Consider the following 23,014-nt stretch of genomic DNA (forward strand, 5'->3'; position numbering starts at 1 on the left):
ACGGATGTGTGTCGTGTGTGGCTGCTCGGGCGAGCATCCTGAAGGCCGGACGGCCGCCGCCGCGCCGAACGGCGACCTGGACTTCGGCGCCAACGCCGCGCGTGTCTCGGTGCCGGGGCTGAGCGCCGAACGTGCGATCAAGCTGGAAGCCGACGTGCTCGGCGCCAACGACCGCGTCGCGGCGCAGAACCGCGCGCACTTCGTCGCCCACGGCGTCACGGCGCTGAACCTGGTGTCCAGCCCGGGCTCGGGCAAGACGACGCTGCTGTGCGCGACGATCGAGGCGCTGCGCCGCCGCGCGCCCGGCGTCGAGCTCGCGGTCATCGAAGGCGACCAGCAGACCTCGAACGACGCCGACCGCATCCGCGCCACCGGCGCGCCGGCGGTGCAGGTCAACACCGGCAAGGGCTGCCACCTCGACGCACCGATGGTCGCCGCGGCCTTCGAGCGACTGCCGCTGCACCACCATCACGACCATCACGAGCACGGTCACCACCATCACGACGACGATCACGGCCACGCCCACGCCGAGCGCCTGCTGTTCATCGAGAACGTCGGCAACCTCGTCTGCCCGGCGCTGTGGGACCTGGGCGAAGCGGCCAAGGTGGCGATCCTCTCGGTCACCGAAGGCGAGGACAAGCCGCTGAAGTACCCCGACATGTTCGCCGCCGCGCGGCTGATGGTGCTCAACAAGATCGACCTGCTGCCGCACCTTGACTTCGATGTGCAGCGCTGCATCGATTACGCGCGCCGCGTGAACCCGGCGATCGAGGTGCTGCAGGTCTCGGCGCGCAGCGGCGAAGGGCTGGACGCCTGGCTGTCCTGGCTGCTGCACCTGGCGCCGCAGCCGGCGCTGCCGGCCGCGGCCGACGGCGAGACGGCGCTGAAGGAACGCATCGCGGCGCTGGAAGCCCAGGTGCGCGCGCTGGGCGGGCAGCCGGGATGAGCTGCGTCCTGGCCACAGGGGCGTTCCTGAAGAACGTCGCCGGGCTCTCGGTCGACGGCCGCTTCACGGCCTCGGCGATGCACGGCGACCTGGGCACGCCCGAGGCCTGCGTGGCGCTCGAGAACTCGGTCAGTGCGCTGCTGGACGGCGTGCACGGCCGCATCGACGCCGTCGCGCACGACCTGCACCCCGACTTCCACAGCACGCGCCTCGCGCTGGCACTGGCCGCCGAACTGGGCGTGCCGGCGATCGGCGTGCAGCACCACGTCGCGCACGTCGCCGCGGTGATGGCCGAACACGGCCTGGACGCGCCGGTGATCGGTCTCGCGCTCGACGGTTTCGGCCTCGGCGACGACGGCGGCGCCTGGGGCGGCGAAGTGCTGTTGCTGGACGGCGCGCGCCACCGCCTCCTCGGCCGGCTGCTGCCGCTGGCCCTGCCCGGCGGCGACCGCGCGGCGCAGGAGCCCTGGCGCATGGCCGCCGCGGCGCTGCATGCGCTGGGCCGGGGCGCCGAGATCGAAGAGCGCCTGGGCCCGGTCGTCGGCGAGACCGCCGCACGCGCCGTTTTCGGCCTGCTCAAACGCGGCCTGAACTGCCCGCCGACGACGAGCGCCGGCCGCTGGTTCGACGCCGCCGCCGGGCTGCTGGGCGTGTCGGTGCGCCAGGCGCACGAAGCCGAGGCCGCGATCGCGCTCGAAGGCCTGGCCGCCGTCTACGGCGACGACGGCGAGACCGTCGCTGCCGTCGTCAAGGATGGCGTGGTCGACCTGCGCCCGGTCGCCGCGCGCCTGGTCGAGCTCGGCGCCGAAGGCCAGGCCGCACGCGGCGCGGCGCTGTTCCACCGCGCGCTGGCCGACGGCCTGGTCGAGGCCGCCGCCGCGGCCTGCGCCGCCCACGGCGTGCGCCGTGTCGCGCTGGCCGGCGGCTGCTTCTTCAACCGCGTGCTGTCGGCCCGGATCCACGCCGGGCTGGCCGCACGCGACCTCGAACCGCTGCGCCCCGCCGCGCTCGCCGACTGCGGCGACGCCGGCCTGGCGCGTGGCCAGTGCCGCATCGCCGAACACCGGCTGGCCGAACTCCCGGAGACCGCCTGATGTGCCTCGCCCTGCCCGCCCTCGTCGTCGAACGCCGTGACGGCGACGAGGCCCTCGTCGAGCTCGGCGGCGTGCGCAAGAGCGTCTCGCTGGCGCTGGTGCCCGCCGCCGCCGTCGGCGACTACGTCGTCGTGCACGTCGGTTTCGCGATCGGCCTGCTCGACCCCGAGGAAGCCGCACGCACACTGGCGCTGTTCGCCGAAGCCGCGGAGGCCGCCCGATGAAATACGTCGACGAGTTCCGCGACGGCGACACCGCGCGCCACCTGGCCGAACGCATCGCCGCCGAGGCCGACCCGGCGCGGCGCTACGCCTTCATGGAGTTCTGCGGCGGCCACACGCACGCCATCGCACGCTACGGCGTCGCGTCGCTGCTGCCGGCCAACGTGCGCATGATCCACGGCCCCGGCTGCCCGGTCTGCGTGCTGCCGATCGGCCGTGTCGACCAGGCGATCGCGCTGGCGCTGCAGCACGGCGCCATCGTCTGCACCTACGGCGACACGATGCGTGTGCCGGCCTCCGGCGGTCTGTCGCTGTTGAAGGCCAAGGCGCGCGGCGGCGACATCCGCATGGTCTATTCGGCCGCCGACGCGCTGAAAGTGGCGCGCCAGAACCCGGCGCGCGAGGTCGTGTTCTTCGCCATCGGCTTCGAGACGACGACGCCGCCGACGGCGCTGGTGCTGCGACAGGCCGCGGCCGAGGACCTGGCCAACTTCAGCGTGCTCTGCTGCCACGTGCTGACGCCGGCGGCGATCACCCACGTGCTGAACTCGCCCGAGGTCGCGCAATGGGGCACGGTGCCGCTGGACGGCTTCGTCGGCCCGGCGCACGTCAGCATCGTCATCGGCTCGGCGCCCTACGAGCCCTTCGCCGCGGCCTACCGCAAGCCGGTGGTCATCGCCGGCTTCGAGCCGCTGGACATGATGCAGGCCATCCTGATGCTGGTGCGCCAGGTCAACGACGGCCGAGCCGAGGTCGAGAACGAGTTCGTGCGCGCCGTCGGCCGCGAAGGCAACGCCGCGGCGATCGCGGCGATGGCCGAGGTCTTCGAGCATCGCGAGTCCTTCGAGTGGCGCGGCCTGGGCACGGTGCCCGACAGCGCGCTGCGACTGCGCCCGGCCTACGCACGTTTCGACGCCGAGCAGCGCTTCTCGTTGACCTACCAGCCGGTGCCCGACCACAAACGCTGCGAATGCGGCGCCATCCTGCGCGGCGTGAAGACGCCGTCGGACTGCTCGCTGTTCGGCACCGTCTGCACGCCCGACAACCCGATGGGCTCGTGCATGGTGTCCTCGGAAGGCGCATGCGCCGCGCACTACGCCTACGGCCGTTTCAAGGACATCCCCGTCGTCGCCGCATGAAGACCGACTACCAACGCCCGATCGACTGGCGCCAGGGCCGCGTCGACCTCAACCACGGCGCCGGCGGGCGTGCCGCCGCGCAACTCGTCGACGAACTTTTCGCACGCGCCTTCGACAACGAATGGCTGCGCCAGGGCGACGACGGCGCGGCGCTGCCGGCGCCGCCGCCCGGTCACCGCCTGGTGATGGCAACCGACGGCCACGTCATCTCGCCGCTGTTCTTCCCCGGTGGCGACATCGGCGGCCTGGCGGTGCACGGCACCGTCAACGACGTCGCGATGCTGGGCGCCACGCCGCTGTACCTGGCGGCCAGCTTCATCCTCGAAGAAGGTTTTGCGCTCGCCGAGCTGAAGACCATCGTCGAGTCGATGGCCGCCGCGGCGCGCGAAGCCGGCGTCGCCATCGTCACCGGCGACACCAAGGTCGTCGAACGCGGCAAGGGCGACGGCGTCTTCATCACGACGACCGGCGTCGGCGCCCTGCCGCCCGGGCGCGCGATCGGCGGCGCCAACGCGCGGCCGGGCGACGTGGTGCTGCTGTCGGGCACGATCGGCGAACACGGCGTCGCGGTGCTGTCGCAGCGCGAGTCGCTGGAGTTCGAGACGCGCATCGTCTCCGACACCGCGGCGCTGAACGGCCTGGTCGCGGCGATGCTGGCCGCGGTGCCCGAAGGCGCGGTGCGCACGCTGCGCGACCCGACACGCGGCGGCGTCGCGACGACGCTCAACGAGATCGCGCGCCAGTCGGGTGTCGGCCTGCACCTGGACGAAGCGGCGATCCCGATGCAGGCGCAGGTGGCCGCGGCCTGCGAGCTGCTGGGGCTGGACCCGCTGTACGTCGCCAACGAAGGCAAGCTGCTGGCCGTCGCCGCGTCCGAGCACGCCGAGGCGCTGCTGGCGGCGATGCGCGCCCACCCGCGCGGCCGCGACGCCGCGATCATCGGCCGCGTCGTCGCCGACGAACGCCGCTTCGTGCAGATGACGACGCGGCTGGGCGGGCGGCGCATCGTCGACTGGCTGTCGGGCGAACAGCTGCCGCGCATCTGCTGATCGGCATCGACGCCACGTTGGCCGGCCGCAGCTCCCGCGACCGCGGGGATGGCGGCCGTCTCATCGTTCCATGACGGTACGACACGGCATTTGACGGCGTGAGTGACCGCTAGCATCGGTTCGTCCCGCGTCCGACGGCGGACATCGCACCCCAGCCGGCCGGTGGCGGCTCGCCACCGAGCAGACCCACCGTCAGAAGGATGCCGATGTTCACCACTCCGTCGCGCGCATGGACGCGCCTGTTCTGCTGCGTGGCCGCCGCCGCGGCCCTGAGCGCCTGCGGTGGTGGCGGTGGTGGTGCCAGCGACGGCGATCTGGAGGTCACGTTCAGCTACCAGAACGCCGACCAGAGCTTCCCGGTGATGACCGCACCGAAGTTGACGCCGGTGCTGCAGGGTCTGAAAGGCAACACCCCGCACTGCAGCCTGAGGCCCGAGAGCACGCTGCCCGACGGCGTCACCCTCGGCGAAGACTGCCGGCTTCGGGGCATCGCGACGACGACCGGGGTCTACAACGGCTGGGTGGACCTGAGCGTCAGCGGCCACGCAGGCACGGCTTCCGCGCTCTACGTCTTCTCGATCACTGCACCATTTATCGCGCCGACAGGCGCGGGCCCGCAGCTCACGCTCGAAGTCGGCGTCCCGCTGGACGCGGCCTCGCCGACGGCGCGGGTCGCGCAGATCTTTGGCTACGCCGACGGGGTCCCCGGCGACCGCCATTCTCTGAACCTGACCCAAGGCAGCCTGCCGCCCGGCATGGCGCTGCGGCTCGACGAGCAGGGCAACGTGCTGCTGAGCGGAACCCCGACCCAGACCAGCCGCTACGACCTGGTGATGCGCTACACGCTGGAGCGCAGCGGGCGCTCGTTCCCGTCGACGCTGGAGTTCAGCGTCCAGGTCGACGCGAAGCCGCTGGCGCTGCACTACGACGGCTGCTGTCAGGCCTTCACCGGCGTGCCGATGAGCTTCACGCCGACGACCGACATCGTCGTCGGCGACGGCCAGACGCTGCGTTTCTCGCTCGGCGGCGCTGGCGCTCTGCCGGCAGGCCTTCAGCTCGACCCGGCGACTGGCACGATCTTCGGCACGCCGCAGACCGGCGGACGCGATAGCCTCGTCGGCTTCAGCGTCGTGGCGCAGGTGCTGCAGGACGGCGGCGTCGTCGCCCAGGTGGAGCGTTTCCTGGCGTTCTGGCCGGTCGGCGTCTTCGGCACCTACCCGGTGTCCTCGCAAGGCACGACGGCCTACTACGACGAAGTGCCGAACTCGCCGCCGTATCGGGTGACGTACCGGCTGAGCGCCGGCGTGCCGTTCACGATCGCGCCCGGGCCGATGTATGCCGCCCGCGACGGCGACGACTACCGCTTCCGCCTCATCGGCTCGAGCGCCCAGAGCTCCGTCCCGGCCTGGCTCACGATCGATCCCGTCACCGGCGTGATCTCCGGCACGCGGCCAGACGCCACGGGCTCGGCGCTCTTCATGGTCGAGCTGACGCTGACGCGTGGCGGCGCCAGCTATCGGGTGAACCAGTCCTGGGCCATCGACTGAGCCGGCGGCCACTCGCCCGAGCACGGCGCTCGGCTGCGGAAAACGCGTAAAGCGCCACGCCCGCATCGCGGCTAGCATGGCCCCTGGCCGCCGAACCGGGCGGATGACCGCCCGCCGATGAACGCCCCCGACTCCGATTTCGCCGCGGCCCGCGCCCTGGGTTCCGCCGGCCGTGAACTGCCCTGGGTGCTGGTCGTCGACGACGAGCAGCGCTCGCAGGAGGCGATGCGGCGCACGCTGGACGAGGAGTTCCGCGTGCTCACCGCGCCCGACGCCGAAGCCGCACGCGGCATGCTCGAGCGCCACGCGATCCAGGTCGTGCTCTGCGACCAGCGCATGCCGGGGCTGACCGGCGTCGAGTTCTTCAAGCAGATCCGCGAGACCTGGCCCGACGTCGTGCGCATCCTCGTGTCGGGCTACACCGACAGCCACGACATCATCGCCGGCGTCAACGAGGCGGGCATCTTCCAGTACGTGCTCAAGCCCTGGACGCCCGACCATCTGCTGGGCACCGTGCGCAGCGCCGTCGAGGCCAGCCGGCTGCAGCACGGCCTGCAGCGCCTGGAACTCGACCTGCGCGCCGGCCCGCGTGCGCTGCAGCAGCGCCGCGACGCCACGCTGCGCGAGGTGCGCCGCGCCTACGACTTCGACCGCATCGTGCGCGCCCCGGGCAGCCCGCTGGACGGCGTCTGCGCGATGGCCGAACGTGTCGCACGCTACGACCTGTCGGCGCTGATCCTCGGCGAGTCGGGCACCGGCAAGGAGCTGCTGGCGCGGGCGATCCACTGCGCCTCGCCGCGCATGGCCGGGCCTTTCGTCGTCGTCAACTGCGGCGCCGTGCCCGACACGCTGCTGGAGACCGAGCTCTTCGGCCACAAGCGCGGCTCGTTCACCGGCGCCGTCGAAGACCGCATCGGCCTGTTCCAGCAGGCCGACGGCGGCACGATCTTCCTCGACGAGGTCGGCGACACCTCGGCGGCGTTCCAGGTCAAGCTGCTGCGTGTGCTGCAGGAAGGCGAGGTGCGGCCGGTGGGCTCGTCGCGCACGCTGCCGGTGGACGTGCGCGTAATCGCCGCGACCCACCGCGACCTCGAAGCCGCGGTGCGCGCCGGCAGCTTCCGCGAGGACCTGTACTACCGCATCGCCGGCGTCTCGCTGGAAGTGCCGCCGCTGCGCGAGCGCCCGGGCGACGTCATCGCCATCGCCGAGCAGTTGCTGGCCGACGTCTCGGCCGAGCTCGGCCGCCCGGCCAGCGGCCTGGACGACGACTGCCGCGCCGTGCTGATGGGCTACCCCTGGCCGGGCAACGTGCGCGAGCTGCGCAACGAGCTGGCGCGCGCCTTGGCGCTCAGCGACGAGCTGCGCCTGCCGGCGCGGGCGCTGTCGCGCCGGCTGCTGCAGGGCCAGACCGGCGCCGCGGCGTCGACCACCGCCGCCGCGCTGCCGGCCGCCGGGCGGCTGCAGGACCGGCTCGACGCCGTCGAGGCGATGATCCTGCGCGAGACCATGCTGCGCCTGCAGTGGAACAAGACCCAGGCCGCCGCCGAGTTGGGCCTGTCGCGCATGGGCCTGCGCGCCAAGCTGCAGCGCTTCGGCCTGGAGTCGCCGCCGTGAACGCGCCGCTGGACGTGCTCTGGCTGCAGAGCGGCGGCTGCGGCGGCTGCAGCATGTCGCTGCTGTGCGCCGACACGCCCGACTTCCCGGCGCTGCTGGCCGACGCCGGCCTGCGCCTGCTGTGGCACCCCTCGCTGTCGCGCGCCAGCGGCGACGAGGTCACGGCGCTGCTCGACGAGATCGCCAACGGCCGCCGGCCGCTGGACGTGCTGGTCGTCGAAGGCGCGCTGCTGCGCGGCCCCAACGGCAGCGGGCGCTTCCACCTGCTGGCCGGCACCGGCGTGCCGATGATCTCCTGGGTGCGCCGGCTGGCCGCGCAGGCGCGCCACGTCGTCGCGGTCGGCAGCTGCGCCGCCTGGGGCGGCGTGACCGCCGGCGGCGCCAACCCCACCGAAGCCTGCGGCCTGCAGTACGAGGACGAACTGGCCGGCGGCCTGCTCGGCGCCGGGTTCCGCGCCGCCGGCGGGCTGCCGGTGGTCAACATCGCCGGCTGCCCGACACACCCGGGCTGGGTGCTGGAGACGCTGATGGCGCTGGCCGACGGCTCGCTGGCCGCCGCCGACCTCGACGCGCTGCAGCGCCCGCGTTTCTACGCCGACCAGCTGGTGCACCACGGCTGCACGCGCAACGAGTACTACGAGTTCAAGGCCAGCGCCGAACGGCCGTCCGACCTGGGCTGCATGATGGAACACCTGGGCTGCAAAGGCACTCAGGCGCACGCCGACTGCAACACCCGGCTGTGGAACGGCGAAGGTTCGTGCACACGCGGCGGCTACGCCTGCATCAGCTGCACCGAACCCGGTTTCCAGGAGCCGGGCCACGCCTTCGACAGCACGCCCAAGCTGGCCGGCATCCCGATCGGGCTGCCGACCGACATGCCCAAGGCCTGGTTCGTCGCGCTGTCCTCGCTGGCCAAGAGCGCGACGCCGCGGCGCGTGAAGCAGAACGCGGTGGCCGACCACGTCGTCGTGCCGCCGGCGATCCGGCGCACGCGCAAGTGAGGCCGCCGGCCAGAATCGCCGCATGAGTCGTTTGATCGTCGGCCCCTTCAACCGCGTGGAGGGCGACCTGGAAGTGCGGCTGGACGTCGCCGACGGCCGCGTCGCCTCGGCCGAGGTGGTGTCGCCGATGTACCGCGGTTTCGAACAGATGCTGGTCGGCCGCCCGGCGATGGACGCGCTGGTCGTCGTGCCGCGCATCTGCGGCATCTGCTCGGTGTCGCAGTCGGTCGCCGCGGCCCGGGCGCTGGCCGCGGCGGCCGGCGTGACGCCGCCGCCCAACGGCGTGCACACCACCAACCTGATGCTGGGCACCGAGAACGCGGCCGACCACCTGTCGCACTTCTATCTGTTCTTCATGCCCGACTTCACCCGGCCGGCCTACGCCGCTCGGCCGTGGTTCGCCGAAGCCGAACGGCGTTTCGCCGCGCTCGCCGGCGTGCAGGCACGCAAGGCGCTGGCCGCGCGCCAGCGCTGGTTCGAGCTGCTGGGCACGCTGGGCGGCAAGTGGCCGCACACGCAGAGCATCCAGCCGGGCGGCAGCTCGCGTGCGATCGAAGCCGCCGAACGCCTGCGGCTGCTGGCGCGCGTGCGCGAGTTCCGCGCCTTCCTGGAGCAGGAACTCGTCGGTGCGCCGCTGGAAGAGCTGCTGGCGCTGCACGACGAGGCGGCGCTGGAGCGCTGGCGTGCCGCGGCGCCGGGGCGTGGCGACTTGCGGCTCTGGCTGGACATCGCGGCTGACCTCGGCCTGGCGACGCTGGGCCCCGGCCCCGGCCGGCTGCTGGGCTACGGCGGCTTCGTGCAGCCCGACGGCGGCCACGCCTTCCCGCCCGGCGTCTGGGAGGACGGCCGCATCGTGCCGCTGGACCTGGCGACGATCACCGAGGACGCGACCCACGCCTGGCTGGCCGACGCGCCCGAAGGCGCGCTGCATCCCAGCGTCGGCCTGACGCGCCCCGACGCCGACAAACCCGGCGGCTACACCTGGAACAAGGCGCCGCGCCTGGCCGGCCGGGTCGTCGAGACCGGCGCGCTGGCGCGGCAGCTGCTGGCCGGCCAGCCGCTGGTGACGGACTTCGTCGCGCGCCACGGCTGCGGCGTCGCGGCGCGTGTGCTGGCGAGGCTGGTCGAGCTGGCGCGGCTGCCGGGGCTGATGGAGCAGGCGCTGGCGGCGATCGTGCCGCGCGAGCCGTTCCACGTCGCGACGCGGCTGCCCGACGAAGCCGAAGGCTGCGGTCTCACCGAAGCCGCACGCGGCGCGCTCGGCCACTGGCTGCGGCTGGAGCGCGGGCGCATCGCCAGCTGGCAGATCGTCGCGCCGACGAGCTGGAACTTCTCGCCGCGCGACGCGGCCGGCGTGCCCGGCGCGCTGGAAGCGGCGCTGGTCGGCGCGCCGGTCTCAGCCGGCGAGACGACGCCGGTCGCGGTTCAGCACGTCGTGCGTTCGTTCGATCCGTGCATGGTCTGCACGGTCCATTGAACAGGAAGGCTCAGGCCGCGGCCGCGCTGCCCTGCACCGCCTTCGCGTGCCAGTCGCGCAGCTGCTGCAGGCGCACGCCTTCGAGGCTGGGCAGGTCGCCGACGGTGCCGGGGATCGTCGCGGTGCCGGTGTAGCGGCTGCGCACCAGCAGCACCGGCACGCCGGCGGCCGCCGCGGCTTCGACGCCCATGCGCGAATCCTCGACCGCCAGGCATTCGTGCGGTTCCAGGCGCATGCGCTCCAGCACCCAGCGGTAGATGTCCGGTGCCGGTTTCTTGTTCGGCACCGCGTCGCCGGCGCCGACGATCTCGAACAGCCGGTGGCCGCGGCCGCCCAGCGTGACGTCGATCAGCTGGGTGACGTTGGCCGGCGTCGTCGTCGTCGCGATCGCCTGGCGCAAGCCGGCGGCCTGGGCGTCGTCGAGCAGGCGAGAGACGCCCGGGCGCAGCCCGACCGCGCGGCGCGCCAGCAGGTCGACGTAGATCGCGGTCTTGCGTTCGTGCAGCCGAGCCATGCGCGCGGCGGCTTCGGGCGCGGCGGCGGCCTGCGGGTCCACGCGTTCGAGCCAGGCCATCAGCCGCTCCTTGCCGCCGGTGACCTTGAGCAGGTCGCCGTAGAGCTCGCTGTCCCAGCGCCAGCGCAGGCCGGCTTCCTTGAACGCGAGGTTGAAGGCGACCCGGTGCCCATGGTCTTCGGTTTCGGCCAGAGTGCCGTCGACGTCCCAGAGCAGCGCCTTCAAGGTCATGGTGGTTTCCCCGTTCGCGTCAGCCGCGCCCACGACCCAACCGGGAGGCCTGCCCGGCGCAGCCGAAGGCCTCGAAGCGGTCCCGGCAGATGTCGCGCGCGGCCGCGGTTGCAGCCTTCAAAAACGCGCGAGGATCGAACTCTTCCGGTTTTTCCGCCATGACTTTTCTCATGGCACCGGTCATCGCGAGCCGGATGTCGGTGTCGATGTTGATCTTGCGCACACCATGGCGGATGCCGCGCACGATTTCTTCGACCGGCACGCCGTAGGTCTCGCGGATCGCGCCGCCGTGCTGGCGGATGATCGCCAGCCACTCCTGCGGCACGCTGGAGCTGCCGTGCATCACGAGGTGGGTGTTCGGGATCTTCGCGTGGATCGCGGCGATGCGGTCGATGGCCAGGATGTCGCCGGTGGGCTGGCGGGTGAACTTGTAGGCGCCGTGGCTGGTGCCGATGGCGATCGCCAGCGCGTCGACGCCGGTGCGCGCGACGAAGTCGGCGGCCTGCTCGGGGTCGGTCAGCAGCTGGGCGTGGTCGAGCGTGCCTTCGGCGCCGACACCGTCTTCCTCGCCGGCGGTGCCGGTCTCCAGCGAGCCCAGGCAGCCGAGTTCGCCTTCGACGCTGACGCCGACGGCACGCGCGATCTCGACGACGCGGCGCGTGACCTCGACGTTGTAGTCGTAGCTGGCCGGCGTCTTCTGGTCCTCGCGCAGCGAGCCGTCCATCATCACGCTGGTGAAGCCCGAGCGGATGGCCTGCACGCAGACCGCCGGCGAGGCGCCGTGGTCCTGGTGCAGGCAGATCGGCGTCGCCGGGTACTGCTCGACGGCGGCCTCGACCAGCTTGCGCAGGAAAGGCTCGCCGGCGTATTTGCGCGCCCCGGCACTGGCCTGCAGGATCACCGGCGCGTCGCAGGCCTGGGCGGCCTGCAGGATCGCCTGGATCTGCTCCATGTTGTTGACGTTGAAGGCCGGCACGCCGTAGTCGTGTTCGGCGGCGTGGTCGAGCAGCGGGCGCAGCGCGATGAGAGGCATGGCAACTCCTGCGTCACGGACGGACGTGACGTCTTCGTGTGGGAACGGGAACGGCGCCGCGGCCGGCGCCGGGCGGGATCAGTGGATCGGACGCCGGGCTTCGCCGCCGGCGAGCGAACGCGGGTCGAACTCGGCCAGCGAGCCGACGAAGGCATCGGGACGGTCGGCGCCGGCGAACTCGCCGGCCGGGTAGCCGTGGCCCACGATCCAGGCACGCAGGCCGGCGGCGCGCGCGGTGCGCACGTCGGTGACCGAGTCGCCGAGCAGCGCGGCCTCCTCGGCCGGCACGTCCAGCGCGGCCAGCGCGTGGCCGGCGACCGCCGGGTCGGGCTTGCGCACCGTCAGCGAGTCGCCGGCGACGAGCAGGTCGAACAGGTCGGCGATGTCGTGGCGCGCCAGCAGGCGGTGGGCGAAGGCGGCTTCCTTGTTGGTCAGCACCGCCAGGCGCACGCCGTCGCCGGCCAGGCGCTGCAGCAGCTCGCGCGCGCCGGGGAACAGCGTGCTGTGCAGCCCGCAGACCTCGCTGTAGACCAGCGAGAAGTGCTGCCACACGGCTTCGTCCACCGGCCCGCCGAAGGCCTTCTCCACGAGCGCGCGCGCGCCGTCGCCGATCCAGCCGCGCACCGTCTCCTCGTCCACCGTCTCGCGCTGCCAGGCGCGCAAGGTGGCGTTGAGCGCCAGCGCCAGCTCGGGCGCGGTGTCGACGAGGGTGCCGTCGAGGTCGATCAGCAGGGCGCGCAGCATCGTGGTCTCCTTCGGGAGGAAGGTCAGCCGAGGAGGCCGCGCACGGCCTCGGCGACACGTTCGGCGGTGATGCCGAAGTACTGGTAGAGCGTCGGCGCCGGCGCCGATTCGCCGAAGCTGGCGATGCCGACGACCGCACCGCGGCGGCCGACGTACTTGCGCCAGAAGTCCGGGTGCGCGGCCTCGACCGCCACCGCCGGCAGCTCCGGCGGCAGCACGGCGTCGACGTAGGCCGCGTCCTGGCGGTCGAAGACCGAGCTGCTGGGCATCGACACGACCCGCACCGGGATGCCCTCGGCGGCCAGCGCCGCCTGCGCCTGCAAGGCCAGGTGCAGCTCGGAGCCGGTGCCGATGATCACCGCGCGCGCGCCTTCGGCGTCGGCCAGCACGTAGCCGCCGCGCGCGATGTCGGCCGCACGTTCGGCGCCGGCCAGCGGCGGCAGGTTCTGGCGCGACAGCGCCAGCGCGCTGGGGCCGTCGTGGCGCGCGATCGCGCTGGCCCAGGCGACGGCGGTCTCGGCGGTGTCGGCCGGGCGCCAGACGTCCAGGTTCGGGATCAGGCGCAGCGAGGGCACGTGCTCGACGCTCTGGTGCGTCGGGCCGTCTTCGCCCAGGCCGATCGAGTCGTGGGTGAAGACGTGGATCACACGCTGCTTCATCAGCGCGGCCATGCGCACCGCGTTGCGGCTGTAGTCGCTGAAGGTCAGGAAGGTGCCGCCGTAGGGGATGAAGCCGCCGTGCAGCGCCATGCCGTTGAGCGCGGCGGCCATGCCGAACTCGCGCACGCCCCAGCTCAGGTGGTTGCCCGGCCGGTCACGGCCGGCGACGACGCAGCCCTTGAAGTTGGTCAGGTTGGAGCCGGTCAAGTCGGCCGAGCCGCCGAAAAGCTCGGGCAGGCCCGGGGCCAGCGCGTCCAGCGCGAGCTGGCTGGCCTTGCGCGTGGCGACGGTGCCGGCCGACGCGGCCAGCCTGGCGACGGCTTCGGCGGTGCGTTCGGCGTGGCCGGCCGGCAGGACGCCCGCCATGCGGCGCTCGAACTCGGCGGCGAGTTGCGGGTGCTCGGCGCGGTAGGCGGCGAAACGTGCCGTCCAGTCGGCGTGCGTCGCGGCGCCGCGTTCACGCTGGTCCCAGGCGGCGCGCAGCTCGTCGGGGATCTCGAACGGACCCCAGGGCCAGTCCAGCGCCTGGCGCATCGCCGCGACCTCGGCGGCGCCCAGCGGCGCGCCGTGCACGTCGTGGCCGCCGGCCTTGTTCGGCGCGCCCTTGCCGATCGTCGTCTTGCAGACGATCAGCGTCGGCTTACCGTCGGCGGCGTCGCCCTGGGCGCGCGCCGCGGTCATCGCGGCGTCGAGCGCGGCAGCGTCGTGGCCGTCTATCGGGCCGATGACGTTCCAGCCGTAGGCGCGGAAACGCGCCGGCGTGTCGTCGGTGAACCAGCCGTCGACGTGACCGTCGATCGAGATGCCGTTGTCGTCGTAGAGCGCGACCAGCTTGGACAGGCGCAGCGTGCCGGCCAGCGAGCAGGCCTCGTGGCTGATGCCTTCCATCAGGCAGCCGTCGCCGTGGAAGACCCAGGTGCGGTGGTCGACGACGGTGTGGCCCGGGCGGTTGAACTCGGCGGCCAGCAGCTTCTCGGCCAGCGCCATGCCGACGGCGTTGGCCAGGCCCTGGCCCAGCGGGCCGGTCGTCGTCTCGACGCCCGGCGTGATGCCGACCTCGGGGTGGCCGGCAGTCTTGCTGTGCAGCTGGCGGAAGCGCTTCAGCTCGTCGAGCGGGAGCTCGTAGCCGCTGAGGTGCAGCAGGCCGTAGATCAGCATCGAGGCGTGGCCGTTGCTGAGCACGAAACGGTCGCGGTCGGCCCAGGCGGGTGCGGCCGGGTCGTGGCGCAGGTGGCGCGTCCACAGCACGGTGGCCATCTCGGCCATGCCCATCGGCGCGCCGGGGTGGCCGCTCTTGGCGGCCTCGACGGCGTCGACGGCCAGCACGCGCAGCGCGTCGGCCAGGCGGGTGGTGGTGGGCGCGCTCATCACAGGGCCCCCAGCGCGCGCTTGCGCCGTTCCATCATGCGCCAGATGAAGGGCGTGAAGATCAGCTGCATCGCCAGTTCCATCTTGCCGCCGGGCACGACGATGGTGTTCGCACGCGACATCCACGAGTCGTTGATCATGTTCAGCAGGTAGGGGAAGTCGATGCCCTTCGGGTTGGCGAAGCGGATCACGCACAGGCTCTCGTCGGGCTGCGGGATGTCGCGCGCGATGAAGGGGTTGGAGGTGTCGACGACCGGCACACGCTGGAAGTTCACGTGGGTGTGCGTGAACTGCGGGACGATGTAGTGCACGTAGTCCGGCATGCGGCGCAGGATGGTGTCGGTCACCGCCTCGGTCGAATAGCCGCGCACGTTCTTGTCGCGGTAGAGCTTCTGGATCCACTCCAGGTTGATCACCGGGACGACGCCGATCAGCAGGTCGGGGTAGCGCGCGATGTCGACCTCGGGCGTCACGACGGCGCCGTGCAGGCCTTCGTAGAACATCAGGTCCGTGCCGGCCTCGATGTCTTCCCAGGGCGTGAAGGTGCCGGGCTCCTGGCCGTAGGGCGCGGCCTCGACCGGGTCGTGCAGGTACTTGCGGCTGCGGCCGATGCCGGTTTCGCCGTAGCTGCGGAACAGCTGTTCCAGCTCGGGGAAGAGGTTGTTCTCGGGGCCGAAGTGGCTGAAGTGCTTGTTGCCGACTTTCTCGGCTTCCAGCATCTTGAGCCGCATCTCGTTGCGGTCGTAGCGGTGGAAGCTGTCGCCTTCGACGATGGCGGCCTTGATGTTCTCGCGGCGGAAGATGTTGCTGAACGTGCGCGTCACCGACGTGGTGCCGGCACCCGACGATCCGGTGATCGCGATGATGGGGTGGCGTTCGGACATGCTTGTCTTTCTCTTCAGTCTCTGAACAGGCTGCGTTCGGCGAACAGCGGGTTGCACGGTTCGCGCTCGGCGGGTTCGTGGTGGTAGCGCTCGATGCGCTCCACTTCGTTCTTGGAGCCGAACACCAGGCCGATGCGCTGGTGCAGCGAGCTCGGCTTGACGCCCAGCACCGGCTGCCGGCCGGTGGAGGCGCGGCCGCCGGCCTGCTCCATCACGAAGCCGATCGGGTTGGCCTCGTAGAGCAGGCGCAGGCGGCCGCTCTTGCTCGGGTCCTTGGTGTCGCGCGGGTACATGAAGACGCCGCCGCGCATCAGGATGCGGTGCGCCTCGGCGACCATGCTGGCGATCCAGCGCATGTTGAAGTCGCGCCCGCGCGGGCCGGTCTTGCCGGCCAGGCATTCGTCGACGTAGCGCTTGACCGGCGGCTCCCAGAAGCGGCTGTTGGAGCTGTTGATCGCGAACTCGTGCGTGTCCGCCGGCACGCGCAGGTTCGGGTGCGTCAGCACGAACTCGCCGAGGTTGTGGTTCAGCGTGAAGCCGACGACGCCGTTGCCGACGGTCAGCACCAGCATCGTCACCGGGCCGTAGATCGCGTAGCCGGCGGCCACCTGCTCGGTGCCGGGCTGCAGGAAGTCGTCGACGGTGACCTCGCGGCCCGAGTCGAGCACCGCCTGCGGCGCACGCAGGATCGAGAAGATGCTGCCGACCGAGACGTTGACGTCGATGTTGCTGGAGCCGTCCAGCGGGTCGAAGGTCAGCAGGTACTTGCCGCGCGGGTAGTTGCCCGGAATCTGGTGCGGCGTCTCCATCTCCTCGGAGGCCATGCCGGCGAGATGACCGTTCCACTCGTTCATGCGCAGGAAGATCTCGTTGGACAGCACGTCCAGCGGCTTCTGCACCTCGCCCTGCACGTTGACGGCGCCACCCGCGGCCGTGACCTCCGGCGCCAGCGAATCGCCCAGCACGCCGAAGGAGACGATGCGGCCGATGGCCTTGCAGGCCAGCGAGATGTCGAGGATCAGCGCGTTGAGGTCGCCGCTGGCGTTCGGGAAGCGGCGACGCTCCTCGATCAGGTAGCGGGTCAGCGTCCAGCGTTGGGACAAGGGCATGGTGGGCTTTCTGACGGGAGAGTAGGAAAGCAGGTCTAGCGCTCGGCGGTCTGGAACAGACGGCTGGCGAGGATGTCCTCCGGGGCCAGCGTCGTCAGGTCGGCTTCGGTGAGCGCGCGGTCGCGCTCGGCGAACAGCCTCGAGGCCTGGCGCAGGCGCATGCGGTCGAGCGCGTTGCGCACGCTGCGCGCGTTGGCGAAGTTGGGCTGCGCCAGGCGCAGCTCCAGGTATTCGGCGAAGGCCTCGCGCGTGCCCGGGCCGAAGCGGTAGTTCATGCCGCTGGTCATGCGGTCGGCGATCTGCAGCAGTTCCTCGCCCGAATAGTCCGGGAAGTCGAGGTGGTGCGCGATGCGCGAGCTCATGCCGGGGTTGGACTTGAAGAAGGTGTCCATGCGGTCCTTGTAGCCTGCGAGGATCACGACGAGGTCGTCGCGCTGGTTCTCCATCACCTGCAGCAGGATCTCGATGGCTTCCTGGCCGTAGTCGCGTTCGTTCTCGGGGCGGTACAGGTAGTAGGCCTCGTCGATGAACAGCACGCCGCCCATCGCCTTCTTCAGCACTTCCTTGGTCTTGGGCGCGGTGTGGCCGATGTACTGGCCGACGAGGTCGTCGCGCGTCACGGCGACGAGGTGGCCCTTTCGCACGTAGCCCAGGCGGTGGAGGATCTCGGCCATGCGCAGCGCCACCGTCGTCTTGCCGGTGCCGGGGTTGCCGGTGAAGCACATGTGCAGGCTGGGCATTTGCGCCGCCAGGCCCAGGTTCAGCCGCAGCTTGTCGATGACCAGCAGTGCGGCGATGTCGCGGATGCGCTGCTTGACCGGCGCCAGGCCGACGAGGTCGTGCTCGAGCTCGTCCATCACCGCCTCGACCTGGCTTTGCGCCAGCACCTCGCCGACGGTGCGCGGCACCGGCTTGGCCTCGTCCTGCGCCGGCGCGGCCGGCGCGCTGATCGCGGCGCCGGGGATCGAATACAGCGGCGCGCCCATCAGACGAACTCCTTCTGGTCGCGGCGCGCCAGCTCGGCGCGCATCGCGGCGATGACCGCGGCGTAGTCCGGCTGGCTGAAGATCGCGCTGCCGGCGACGAAGGTGTCGGCCCCGGCATCGGCCACGCGCCGGATGTTGTCGACCTTGATGCCGCCGTCGACTTCCAGCCGGATGTCGCGGCCGCTGGCGTCGATGATCTGGCGCGCCTTCTCGATCTTGCGCAGCGCGCTGTCGATGAACGACTGCCCGCCGAAGCCCGGGTTGACGCTCATGATCAGCACCAGATCGACCTTGTCGATCACCCACTCCAGCACATCCAGCGGCTCGGCGGGGTTGAACACCAGGCCCGCCTGGCAGCCTTCGGCCTTGATCAGCTGCAGCGTGCGGTCGACGTGCGTGCTGGCGTCGGGATGGAAGCTCACGAGATCCGCGCCGGCCTTGGCGAAGGCCGTGGCCAGCGCGTCCACCGGCTGCACCATCAGGTGCACGTCGATCGGCGCCTCGGTGTGCCGGCGCAATGCCTGGCAGACCATCGGCCCGAAAGTCAGGTTTGGGACGTAATGGTTGTCCATCACGTCGAAGTGGATCCAGTCGGCGCCGGCGGCGACCACCGCTCGCACCTCCTCGCCCAAGCGGGCGAAGTCGGCCGACAGGATCGAGGGTGCGATGCGGTACACGGCGCCTCCGGGGTCAGTAGCGTTGCGCTTCCGGCTTGTCGGTCGCGTAGCTGTGGACCGTGTAGCGCATCGAGCGGCCGTTGACCTCCTGGCGCACGACGCCGAAGCCGGGCTCGGTCGGCGGCCGGTTGACGAGGAAGCTCATCGCGATCGACTCGATGCCCCGGGTCGAATCGAAGGCCATCAGGCGGATGTAGTGGTTGGGGAAGGTCTTGCGGCAGGCGTTCAGCTCCATCAGCACGCCGGCGGCGTCCTGCAGGTCGAACATCGGCATGCCGTACATCTCCCAGTACGTATTGCGCGGGTGCGGGTCATCGGTGTATTCGATGCTCCAGGCGTAGCCCTTCTTCAGGCCGTACTCGATCTGCAGCGTGATCTCCTCGTCGGTCAGGTCCGGGAGGAAGCTGAACTGGCCTTGCGTGAGCCGGCCGGTGGGGTTGGTCATCATGGTGCGGGTGCTCCTTCGGGCGGCGTCAGGCAGAGGTGGCCGGGGTGACGGCGTAGTCGGACTGGTCGGTGCTGGCGTAGTTGAACGACACGTCCTTCCAGGTGTCCAGCGCCTGCTTTAGCGGAGTGCAGAACTGAGCCGCCTTCTGCAGGATCTCGGGGCCTTCGTTCTTGATGTCGCGGCCTTCGTTGCGCGCCTTGACCATCGCTTCGAGCGCGACGCGGTTGGCGACCGCACCGGCCTGGATGCCCGCCGGGTGGCCGATGGTGCCGCCGCCGAACTGCAGGATCACGTCGTCGCCGAACAGGTCGATCAGCTGGTGCATCTGGCCGGCGTGGATGCCGCCCGAGGCCACCGGCATGACCTTGCGCAGGTCGGCCCAGTCCTGGTCGAAGAACAGGCCGCGCGGCAGGTCCTGCTTGGTGTAGGCGTCGCGGCAGACGTTGTAGTAGCCCTGCACGGTCAGCGGGTCGCCTTCGAGCTTGCCGACCGCGGTGCCGGTGTGCAGGTGGTCGACACCCGCCAGGCGCAGCCACTTGGCCATCACACGGAAGCTGACGCCGTGGTTCTTCTGGCGCGTGTAGGTGCCGTGGCCGGCGCGGTGCATGTGAACGATCATGTCGTTCTTGCGCGCCCAGTTGGCGATCGACTGGATGGCGCTCCAGCCGATGATCAGGTCGACCATGATCACGACGCTGCCCAGTTCCTTGGCGAACTCGGCACGCTCGTAGATGTCTTCCATCGTCGCGCCGGTGACGTTCAAGTACGAGCCCTTGACCTCGCCGGTCGCGGCGCTGGCCTTGTTGACGCCGTCCATCACGTAGAGGAAGCGGTCACGCCAGTGCATGAAGGGCTGCGAGTTGATGTTCTCGTCGTCCTTCATGAAGTCCAGGCCGCCCTTCAGGCCTTCGTAGATCACGCGGCCGTAGTTGCGGCCCGACAGGCCCAGCTTGGGCTTGGTCGTCGCACCCAGCAGCGGGCGGCCGAACTTGTCCAGGCGCTCGCGCTCGACGATCAGGCCGGTCGGCGGGCCCTTGAAGGTCTTGACGTAGGCCACCGGGATCTGGATGTCCTCCAGCCGCGCGGCCTTCAGCGGCTTGAAGCTGAAGACGTTGCCGATCAGGCTCGCGGTCATGTTCGCGATCGAGCCTTCTTCGAACAGGATCAGGTCGTAGGCCACCCAGGCGAAGTACTCGCCGGGCCGGCCCGGCACCGGCTCGACCTTGTAGGCCTTGGCGCGGTAGCTGTCGCAGGCGGTCAGGCGGTCGGTCCAGACCACGGTCCAGGTCGCGGTGCTGGACTCGCCGGCCACGGCGGCGGCGGCTTCGATCGGGTCCACGCCTTCCTGCGGCGTGATGCGGAACAGGCAGACCACGTCGGTGGCCTTGGGCACGTAGTCGCTGTCCCAGTAGCCCATCTGACGGTACTTCAGGACGCCGGCGCTGTAGCGCTGCTTCTTGTCCAGGATCTGGTCGCCGGTGGCGCCGGGTTCATGCGGCTTGTTCATGCGGGTGGTCTCCGAACGGGGTGTAGGCAGACTCTAAGAACCTGAACGAATAAAGAACAGTTAGACTTTCCAAACTGTTCCTTAAGTGAAACCTTAATTGAACGTCACCTTCCGCCAGCTGAGGGTCTTCGTCGAGGTCGCACGCCAGGGCAGCGTGCAAGGCGCGGCCGAGGTGCTGCACCTGACGCCGCCCGCGGTCTCGCTGCAGATCAAGGAAATCGAGTCGCAGGTCGGCCACAGGCTGTTCGAGCGAACGCACCGCCGCATGTCGCTGTCGACCGCCGGCGAGTACTTCCTGGTCTACGCGCGCCGCCTGCTGGGCACGCTGAAGGAAGCCGAGGACGCGATGGCGCGTTTCGCCCGGCTGGAGAGCGGCCGGCTGACGATCGGCATGGTCAGCAGCGCCAAGTACTTCCTGCCGCAGCTGCTGGCCAAGTTCCACACCGAGCACCCGGCGATCGACGTGCGCCTGCGCCTGGGCAACCGCGAGGCGCTGGTGGCGATGATGGCGGCCAACGAGGTCGACCTCTGCGTGATGGGCCGTCCGCCGGTGGACTTCGCCAGCCGCGCCGAGCCCTTCGCCAAACACCCGCACGTGCTGGTCACCGCGCCGGACCACCGCTTCGCGCACGCCGAGAGCGTGCCCGCCTCGGCGCTGGCCAACGAGCCCTTCATCGTGCGCGAGCCGGCTTCGGGCACGCGCACCGCACTGCAGGAGTACCTGGACCAGTTCCGCCTGAAGCCGACCTTCGTGATGGAGATGCCCAGCAACGAGGCCATCAAACAGGCGGTGATGGCCGGCATGGGCGTGAGCCTGCTGTCGCTGCACACGATCGGCCTGGAATGGTCGGCCGGGCTGATCGCCGCGCCGCACGTCGAAGGCCTGCCGCTGATGCGGCGCTGGAACATCGTCAACACCGCGGCCAAGCAGCTGTCGCCGGCCGCCGAGGCCTTCCGCTACTTCATACTCGACCGCGGCGAGGCCCATCTGGCGGCGATGTTCAGCCGCGCGGACCAGTAGCCCGCCGCCGCCATGTCGCCGACGCCCCGCCCCCGCCCCGACCTGCCCGCCGACAGCGCCGCCCGCCCCGAAGGGCTGGACGAGTCGGCCTGGGTCGACGTGATCCACAAGATGGACGAGGTGTACTCGCAGCTGATCGCCGACGAGGTGGCGCTGGAGGAGAAGAACGCCGCGCTGGAGCAGAGCCAGCAGTTCATCTTCGGCCTGCTGGCCTCGATGAGCGACGTGCTGGTGGCCTGCAACCGCGCCGGCGAGATCGAGGAGACCAACCCGGCGCTGTGCGCGCTGGTCGGCCGGAGCGACGACGCGCTGCGCGGCACGCCGGTGGCCACGCTGCTGGCCGACGACGGCGAGCGCCGGCGCATGGACGAGCTCGTCGCCCAGTCGCGCCGCGCGCCGGCCAGCGCCGAGCTGCAGCTGCTCGACGCCGCCGGCCAGCGCGTGCCGGTGGACTTCAACTGCTCGGAGCGCCTGGACGCCGCCGGCCGGCTGCTGGGCCACGTCTTCGTCGGCCGGCCGATGGGCGAGCTGAAACGCGCCTATCACGAGCTGCGCCAGACCCACGAGGCGCTGAAGCAGACGCAGCAGCAGCTGCTGCACTCCGAGAAGATGGCTTCGCTCGGGCGCCTGGTGGCCGGCGTCGCGCACGAGCTGAACAACCCGATCAGCTTCGTGCTCGGCAACATGGCCGCGCTGCGGCGTTATGCCGAACGCCTGCAGCAGTACCTGGACACGGTGCACGCCCAGCCGCAGCCGGCGGCGGTGCAGGCCGCGCGCGAGCGCCTGCGCATCGAGCCGCTGCTGGCCGACCTGCCCTCGCTGATCGACGGCATGGCCGAAGGCGCGCAGCGCACCGCCGACATCGTCGCCGGGCTGCGCCGCTTCTCGGTCGTCGACCGCGAGGAACGCACGCGTGTCGGCCTGGCCGGCGTCGTCGAACGGGCGATCCACTGGGTGCGCAAAGGCACGGCGCCCGACTTCGACGTTCGCTTCACGCCGCCGCCGGGCGACCCGGCGGTGCTGGGCAGCCCGGGCCAGCTGCTGCAGGTGGCGATGAACCTGATCCAGAACGCCGCCGACGCCTGCGCCGGGCTGCCGGGGCGGCATCTGCAGATCACGATCGCCCCGGCCCACGACGGCCGCGCCTGGGCCATCGCCTTCGCCGACGACGGCCCGGGCATCGCGCCCGAGCACCTGTCGCGCATCTTCGACCCCTTCTTCACCACCAAGGCCGTCGGCAAGGGCACCGGGCTGGGGCTGTCGATCAGCTACGGCATCGTCGAGCGCCATGGCGGCACGCTGAGCGCGACGAGCACGCCGGGCACCGGCGCGTGTTTCGTCGTGACGCTGCCGCAGCCGGTCTAGGGCGAATCGACGCGCGCAGCCCGCGGCTGCTCGAGCACCAGATCGGTCAGCGGCTCGGCGACGCAGGGCAGCACCCAGCCGTCGCGGCGCTCGTCGGCGTCCAGCCCCGGCCAGGCGATCGTGTGGCGCACCTCGCCTTCGAGCACCCGGCAGCGGCACTCGCGGCAGGTCCCGTTGCGGCACGAACTGGGGAGACGCACCCCGGCCGCCAGCGCTGCGGCCAGCAGCGTGAGGCCAGCTGGCACAACGATTGCCAGTCCGGCCGGCACGACGAGAACACGGCGGTGAAGCGTCATCGCCGGATGCTAACCACGCTCCGTCGCCCCTAGCCGAGCATCGAAATCCGCGCCATCCCCCCTAAGTTGGCCGGCGCCTACTTC

22 protein-coding genes are annotated in these 23,014 nt (G+C 71.2%); 11 read left to right on the forward strand and 11 right to left on the reverse strand.

From position 1 onward, the window contains the following. The first annotated feature begins 4 nt into the window (after positions 1 to 4). The 9 genes from hypB to RGE_RS17540 all read left to right on the forward strand — a co-directional run bounded on the left by hypB (position 5) and on the right by RGE_RS17540 (position 10,088). Positions 5 to 946 (forward strand): hydrogenase nickel incorporation protein HypB, encoded by a 942-nt coding sequence (gene hypB, locus RGE_RS17500; RefSeq protein ID WP_014429784.1) that lies wholly within the window; start codon positions 5 to 7, stop codon positions 944 to 946. Continuing rightward, positions 943 to 2,040 carry a Kae1-like domain-containing protein gene (locus RGE_RS17505; protein ID WP_014429785.1) on the forward strand — a complete coding sequence of 366 codons (1,098 nt, stop codon included), beginning with the start codon at positions 943 to 945 and terminating at the stop codon, positions 2,038 to 2,040. The genes hypB and RGE_RS17505 overlap by 4 nt, the downstream gene beginning before the upstream one ends. Then, positions 2,040 to 2,264, forward strand: a complete 225-nt coding sequence (locus tag RGE_RS17510; protein ID WP_014429786.1) for a HypC/HybG/HupF family hydrogenase formation chaperone — start codon at positions 2,040 to 2,042, stop codon at positions 2,262 to 2,264. Before RGE_RS17505 ends, RGE_RS17510 begins: the two co-directional genes overlap by 1 nt. After that, positions 2,261 to 3,400: a hydrogenase formation protein HypD gene (gene hypD, locus RGE_RS17515; protein WP_014429787.1), complete on the forward strand. Its 1,140-nt coding sequence runs from the start codon at positions 2,261 to 2,263 to the stop codon at positions 3,398 to 3,400. The genes RGE_RS17510 and hypD overlap by 4 nt, the downstream gene beginning before the upstream one ends. After that, positions 3,397 to 4,449, forward strand: coding sequence for a hydrogenase expression/formation protein HypE (gene hypE / locus RGE_RS17520; RefSeq protein WP_014429788.1), 1,053 nt, complete (start codon positions 3,397 to 3,399; stop codon positions 4,447 to 4,449). Before hypD ends, hypE begins: the two co-directional genes overlap by 4 nt. Positions 4,450 to 4,655: 206 nt before the next feature. Then, complete coding sequence (locus RGE_RS17525) at positions 4,656 to 5,996, forward strand: putative Ig domain-containing protein (RefSeq protein WP_014429789.1); 1,341 nt, start codon at positions 4,656 to 4,658, stop codon at positions 5,994 to 5,996. A gap of 117 nt (positions 5,997 to 6,113) precedes the next feature. Beyond that, positions 6,114 to 7,610, forward strand: coding sequence for a sigma-54-dependent transcriptional regulator (locus tag RGE_RS17530; RefSeq protein ID WP_014429790.1), 1,497 nt, complete (start codon positions 6,114 to 6,116; stop codon positions 7,608 to 7,610). Beyond that, positions 7,607 to 8,611 carry an NADH-quinone oxidoreductase subunit B family protein gene (locus RGE_RS17535; RefSeq protein ID WP_014429791.1) on the forward strand — a complete coding sequence of 335 codons (1,005 nt, stop codon included), beginning with the start codon at positions 7,607 to 7,609 and terminating at the stop codon, positions 8,609 to 8,611. Before RGE_RS17530 ends, RGE_RS17535 begins: the two co-directional genes overlap by 4 nt. A 22-nt stretch (positions 8,612 to 8,633) precedes the next feature. Beyond that, positions 8,634 to 10,088, forward strand: coding sequence for a nickel-dependent hydrogenase large subunit (locus RGE_RS17540; protein ID WP_014429792.1), 1,455 nt, complete (start codon positions 8,634 to 8,636; stop codon positions 10,086 to 10,088). A 10-nt stretch (positions 10,089 to 10,098) separates the two neighbouring features. Here the strand turns inward: RGE_RS17540 and RGE_RS17545 are convergent, their stop codons facing one another. The 10 genes from RGE_RS17545 to RGE_RS17590 form a co-directional block, all read right to left on the reverse strand. Further along, positions 10,099 to 10,833 carry an HAD-IA family hydrolase gene (locus tag RGE_RS17545; RefSeq protein WP_014429793.1) on the reverse strand — a complete coding sequence of 245 codons (735 nt, stop codon included), beginning with the start codon at positions 10,831 to 10,833 and terminating at the stop codon, positions 10,099 to 10,101. Positions 10,834 to 10,852: 19 nt separating this feature from the next. Next, a complete protein-coding gene (fba, locus tag RGE_RS17550; RefSeq protein ID WP_014429794.1) occupies positions 10,853 to 11,866 on the reverse strand; it encodes a class II fructose-bisphosphate aldolase in 1,014 nt (337 codons plus the stop codon). A gap of 78 nt (positions 11,867 to 11,944) precedes the next feature. Continuing rightward, on the reverse strand, positions 11,945 to 12,610 hold the full coding sequence (locus RGE_RS17555; RefSeq protein WP_014429795.1) for an HAD-IA family hydrolase: 666 nt from the start codon (positions 12,608 to 12,610) through the stop codon (positions 11,945 to 11,947). Between the two features lie 23 nt (positions 12,611 to 12,633). Beyond that, positions 12,634 to 14,637: a transketolase gene (gene tkt, locus RGE_RS17560; RefSeq protein WP_014429796.1), complete on the reverse strand. Its 2,004-nt coding sequence runs from the start codon at positions 14,635 to 14,637 to the stop codon at positions 12,634 to 12,636. After that, the gene (locus RGE_RS17565; RefSeq protein WP_014429797.1) at positions 14,637 to 15,521 is read right to left on the reverse strand and encodes a phosphoribulokinase; all 885 of its coding nucleotides are present in this window, start codon (positions 15,519 to 15,521) and stop codon (positions 14,637 to 14,639) included. The genes tkt and RGE_RS17565 overlap by 1 nt, the downstream gene beginning before the upstream one ends. Before the next feature lie 14 nt (positions 15,522 to 15,535). Continuing rightward, complete coding sequence (locus RGE_RS17570; protein ID WP_014429798.1) at positions 15,536 to 16,630, reverse strand: class 1 fructose-bisphosphatase; 1,095 nt, start codon at positions 16,628 to 16,630, stop codon at positions 15,536 to 15,538. A 35-nt stretch (positions 16,631 to 16,665) separates the two neighbouring features. After that, positions 16,666 to 17,616, reverse strand: a complete 951-nt coding sequence (gene cbbX / locus RGE_RS17575) for a CbbX protein (protein ID WP_014429799.1) — start codon at positions 17,614 to 17,616, stop codon at positions 16,666 to 16,668. Continuing rightward, positions 17,616 to 18,293, reverse strand: coding sequence for a ribulose-phosphate 3-epimerase (rpe, locus tag RGE_RS17580; protein ID WP_014429800.1), 678 nt, complete (start codon positions 18,291 to 18,293; stop codon positions 17,616 to 17,618). Before rpe ends, cbbX begins: the two co-directional genes overlap by 1 nt. Positions 18,294 to 18,306: 13 nt before the next feature. Continuing rightward, positions 18,307 to 18,741 (reverse strand): ribulose bisphosphate carboxylase small subunit, encoded by a 435-nt coding sequence (locus RGE_RS17585; protein ID WP_014429801.1) that lies wholly within the window; start codon positions 18,739 to 18,741, stop codon positions 18,307 to 18,309. Positions 18,742 to 18,766: 25 nt separating this feature from the next. Beyond that, positions 18,767 to 20,248 (reverse strand): form I ribulose bisphosphate carboxylase large subunit, encoded by a 1,482-nt coding sequence (locus RGE_RS17590; RefSeq protein WP_014429802.1) that lies wholly within the window; start codon positions 20,246 to 20,248, stop codon positions 18,767 to 18,769. A 97-nt stretch (positions 20,249 to 20,345) separates the two neighbouring features. Between RGE_RS17590 and RGE_RS17595 the strand changes: the two genes are divergently transcribed. Together RGE_RS17595 and RGE_RS24940 are read left to right on the forward strand one after the other, a co-directional pair. Further along, complete coding sequence (locus RGE_RS17595) at positions 20,346 to 21,269, forward strand: LysR family transcriptional regulator (protein ID WP_014429803.1); 924 nt, start codon at positions 20,346 to 20,348, stop codon at positions 21,267 to 21,269. Between the two features lie 12 nt (positions 21,270 to 21,281). Then, entirely contained in the window at positions 21,282 to 22,634 is a 1,353-nt protein-coding gene (locus RGE_RS24940) for a sensor histidine kinase (protein WP_014429804.1), read from the forward strand. Here RGE_RS24940 and RGE_RS17605 read toward each other — a convergent pair. Further along, positions 22,631 to 22,930: a 2Fe-2S iron-sulfur cluster-binding protein gene (locus RGE_RS17605; RefSeq protein ID WP_014429805.1), complete on the reverse strand. Its 300-nt coding sequence runs from the start codon at positions 22,928 to 22,930 to the stop codon at positions 22,631 to 22,633. The genes RGE_RS24940 and RGE_RS17605 overlap by 4 nt on opposite strands. Positions 22,931 to 23,014 lie beyond the last annotated feature (84 nt).

The organism is Rubrivivax gelatinosus IL144, from assembly GCF_000284255.1.
GTDB lineage: Bacteria > Pseudomonadota > Gammaproteobacteria > Burkholderiales > Burkholderiaceae_C > Rubrivivax > Rubrivivax gelatinosus_A.

Coding starts and splice junctions, on each gene's coding strand:
- hypB (WP_014429784.1), top strand. CDS start 5: ATGTGTGTCGTGTGTGGCTGCTCGGGCGAGCATCCTGAAGGCCGGACG.
- RGE_RS17505 (WP_014429785.1), top strand. CDS start 943: ATGAGCTGCGTCCTGGCCACAGGGGCGTTCCTGAAGAACGTCGCCGGG.
- RGE_RS17510 (WP_014429786.1), top strand. CDS start 2,040: ATGTGCCTCGCCCTGCCCGCCCTCGTCGTCGAACGCCGTGACGGCGAC.
- hypD (WP_014429787.1), top strand. CDS start 2,261: ATGAAATACGTCGACGAGTTCCGCGACGGCGACACCGCGCGCCACCTG.
- hypE (WP_014429788.1), top strand. CDS start 3,397: ATGAAGACCGACTACCAACGCCCGATCGACTGGCGCCAGGGCCGCGTC.
- RGE_RS17525 (WP_014429789.1), top strand. CDS start 4,656: ATGTTCACCACTCCGTCGCGCGCATGGACGCGCCTGTTCTGCTGCGTG.
- RGE_RS17530 (WP_014429790.1), top strand. CDS start 6,114: ATGAACGCCCCCGACTCCGATTTCGCCGCGGCCCGCGCCCTGGGTTCC.
- RGE_RS17540 (WP_014429792.1), top strand. CDS start 8,634: ATGAGTCGTTTGATCGTCGGCCCCTTCAACCGCGTGGAGGGCGACCTG.
- RGE_RS17545 (WP_014429793.1), bottom strand. CDS start 10,833: ATGACCTTGAAGGCGCTGCTCTGGGACGTCGACGGCACTCTGGCCGAA.
- fba (WP_014429794.1), bottom strand. CDS start 11,866: ATGCCTCTCATCGCGCTGCGCCCGCTGCTCGACCACGCCGCCGAACAC.
- RGE_RS17555 (WP_014429795.1), bottom strand. CDS start 12,610: ATGCTGCGCGCCCTGCTGATCGACCTCGACGGCACCCTCGTCGACACC.
- tkt (WP_014429796.1), bottom strand. CDS start 14,637: ATGAGCGCGCCCACCACCACCCGCCTGGCCGACGCGCTGCGCGTGCTG.
- RGE_RS17565 (WP_014429797.1), bottom strand. CDS start 15,521: ATGTCCGAACGCCACCCCATCATCGCGATCACCGGATCGTCGGGTGCC.
- RGE_RS17570 (WP_014429798.1), bottom strand. CDS start 16,630: ATGCCCTTGTCCCAACGCTGGACGCTGACCCGCTACCTGATCGAGGAG.
- cbbX (WP_014429799.1), bottom strand. CDS start 17,616: ATGGGCGCGCCGCTGTATTCGATCCCCGGCGCCGCGATCAGCGCGCCG.
- RGE_RS17585 (WP_014429801.1), bottom strand. CDS start 18,741: ATGATGACCAACCCCACCGGCCGGCTCACGCAAGGCCAGTTCAGCTTC.
- RGE_RS17590 (WP_014429802.1), bottom strand. CDS start 20,248: ATGAACAAGCCGCATGAACCCGGCGCCACCGGCGACCAGATCCTGGAC.
- RGE_RS24940 (WP_014429804.1), top strand. CDS start 21,282: ATGTCGCCGACGCCCCGCCCCCGCCCCGACCTGCCCGCCGACAGCGCC.
- RGE_RS17605 (WP_014429805.1), bottom strand. CDS start 22,930: ATGACGCTTCACCGCCGTGTTCTCGTCGTGCCGGCCGGACTGGCAATC.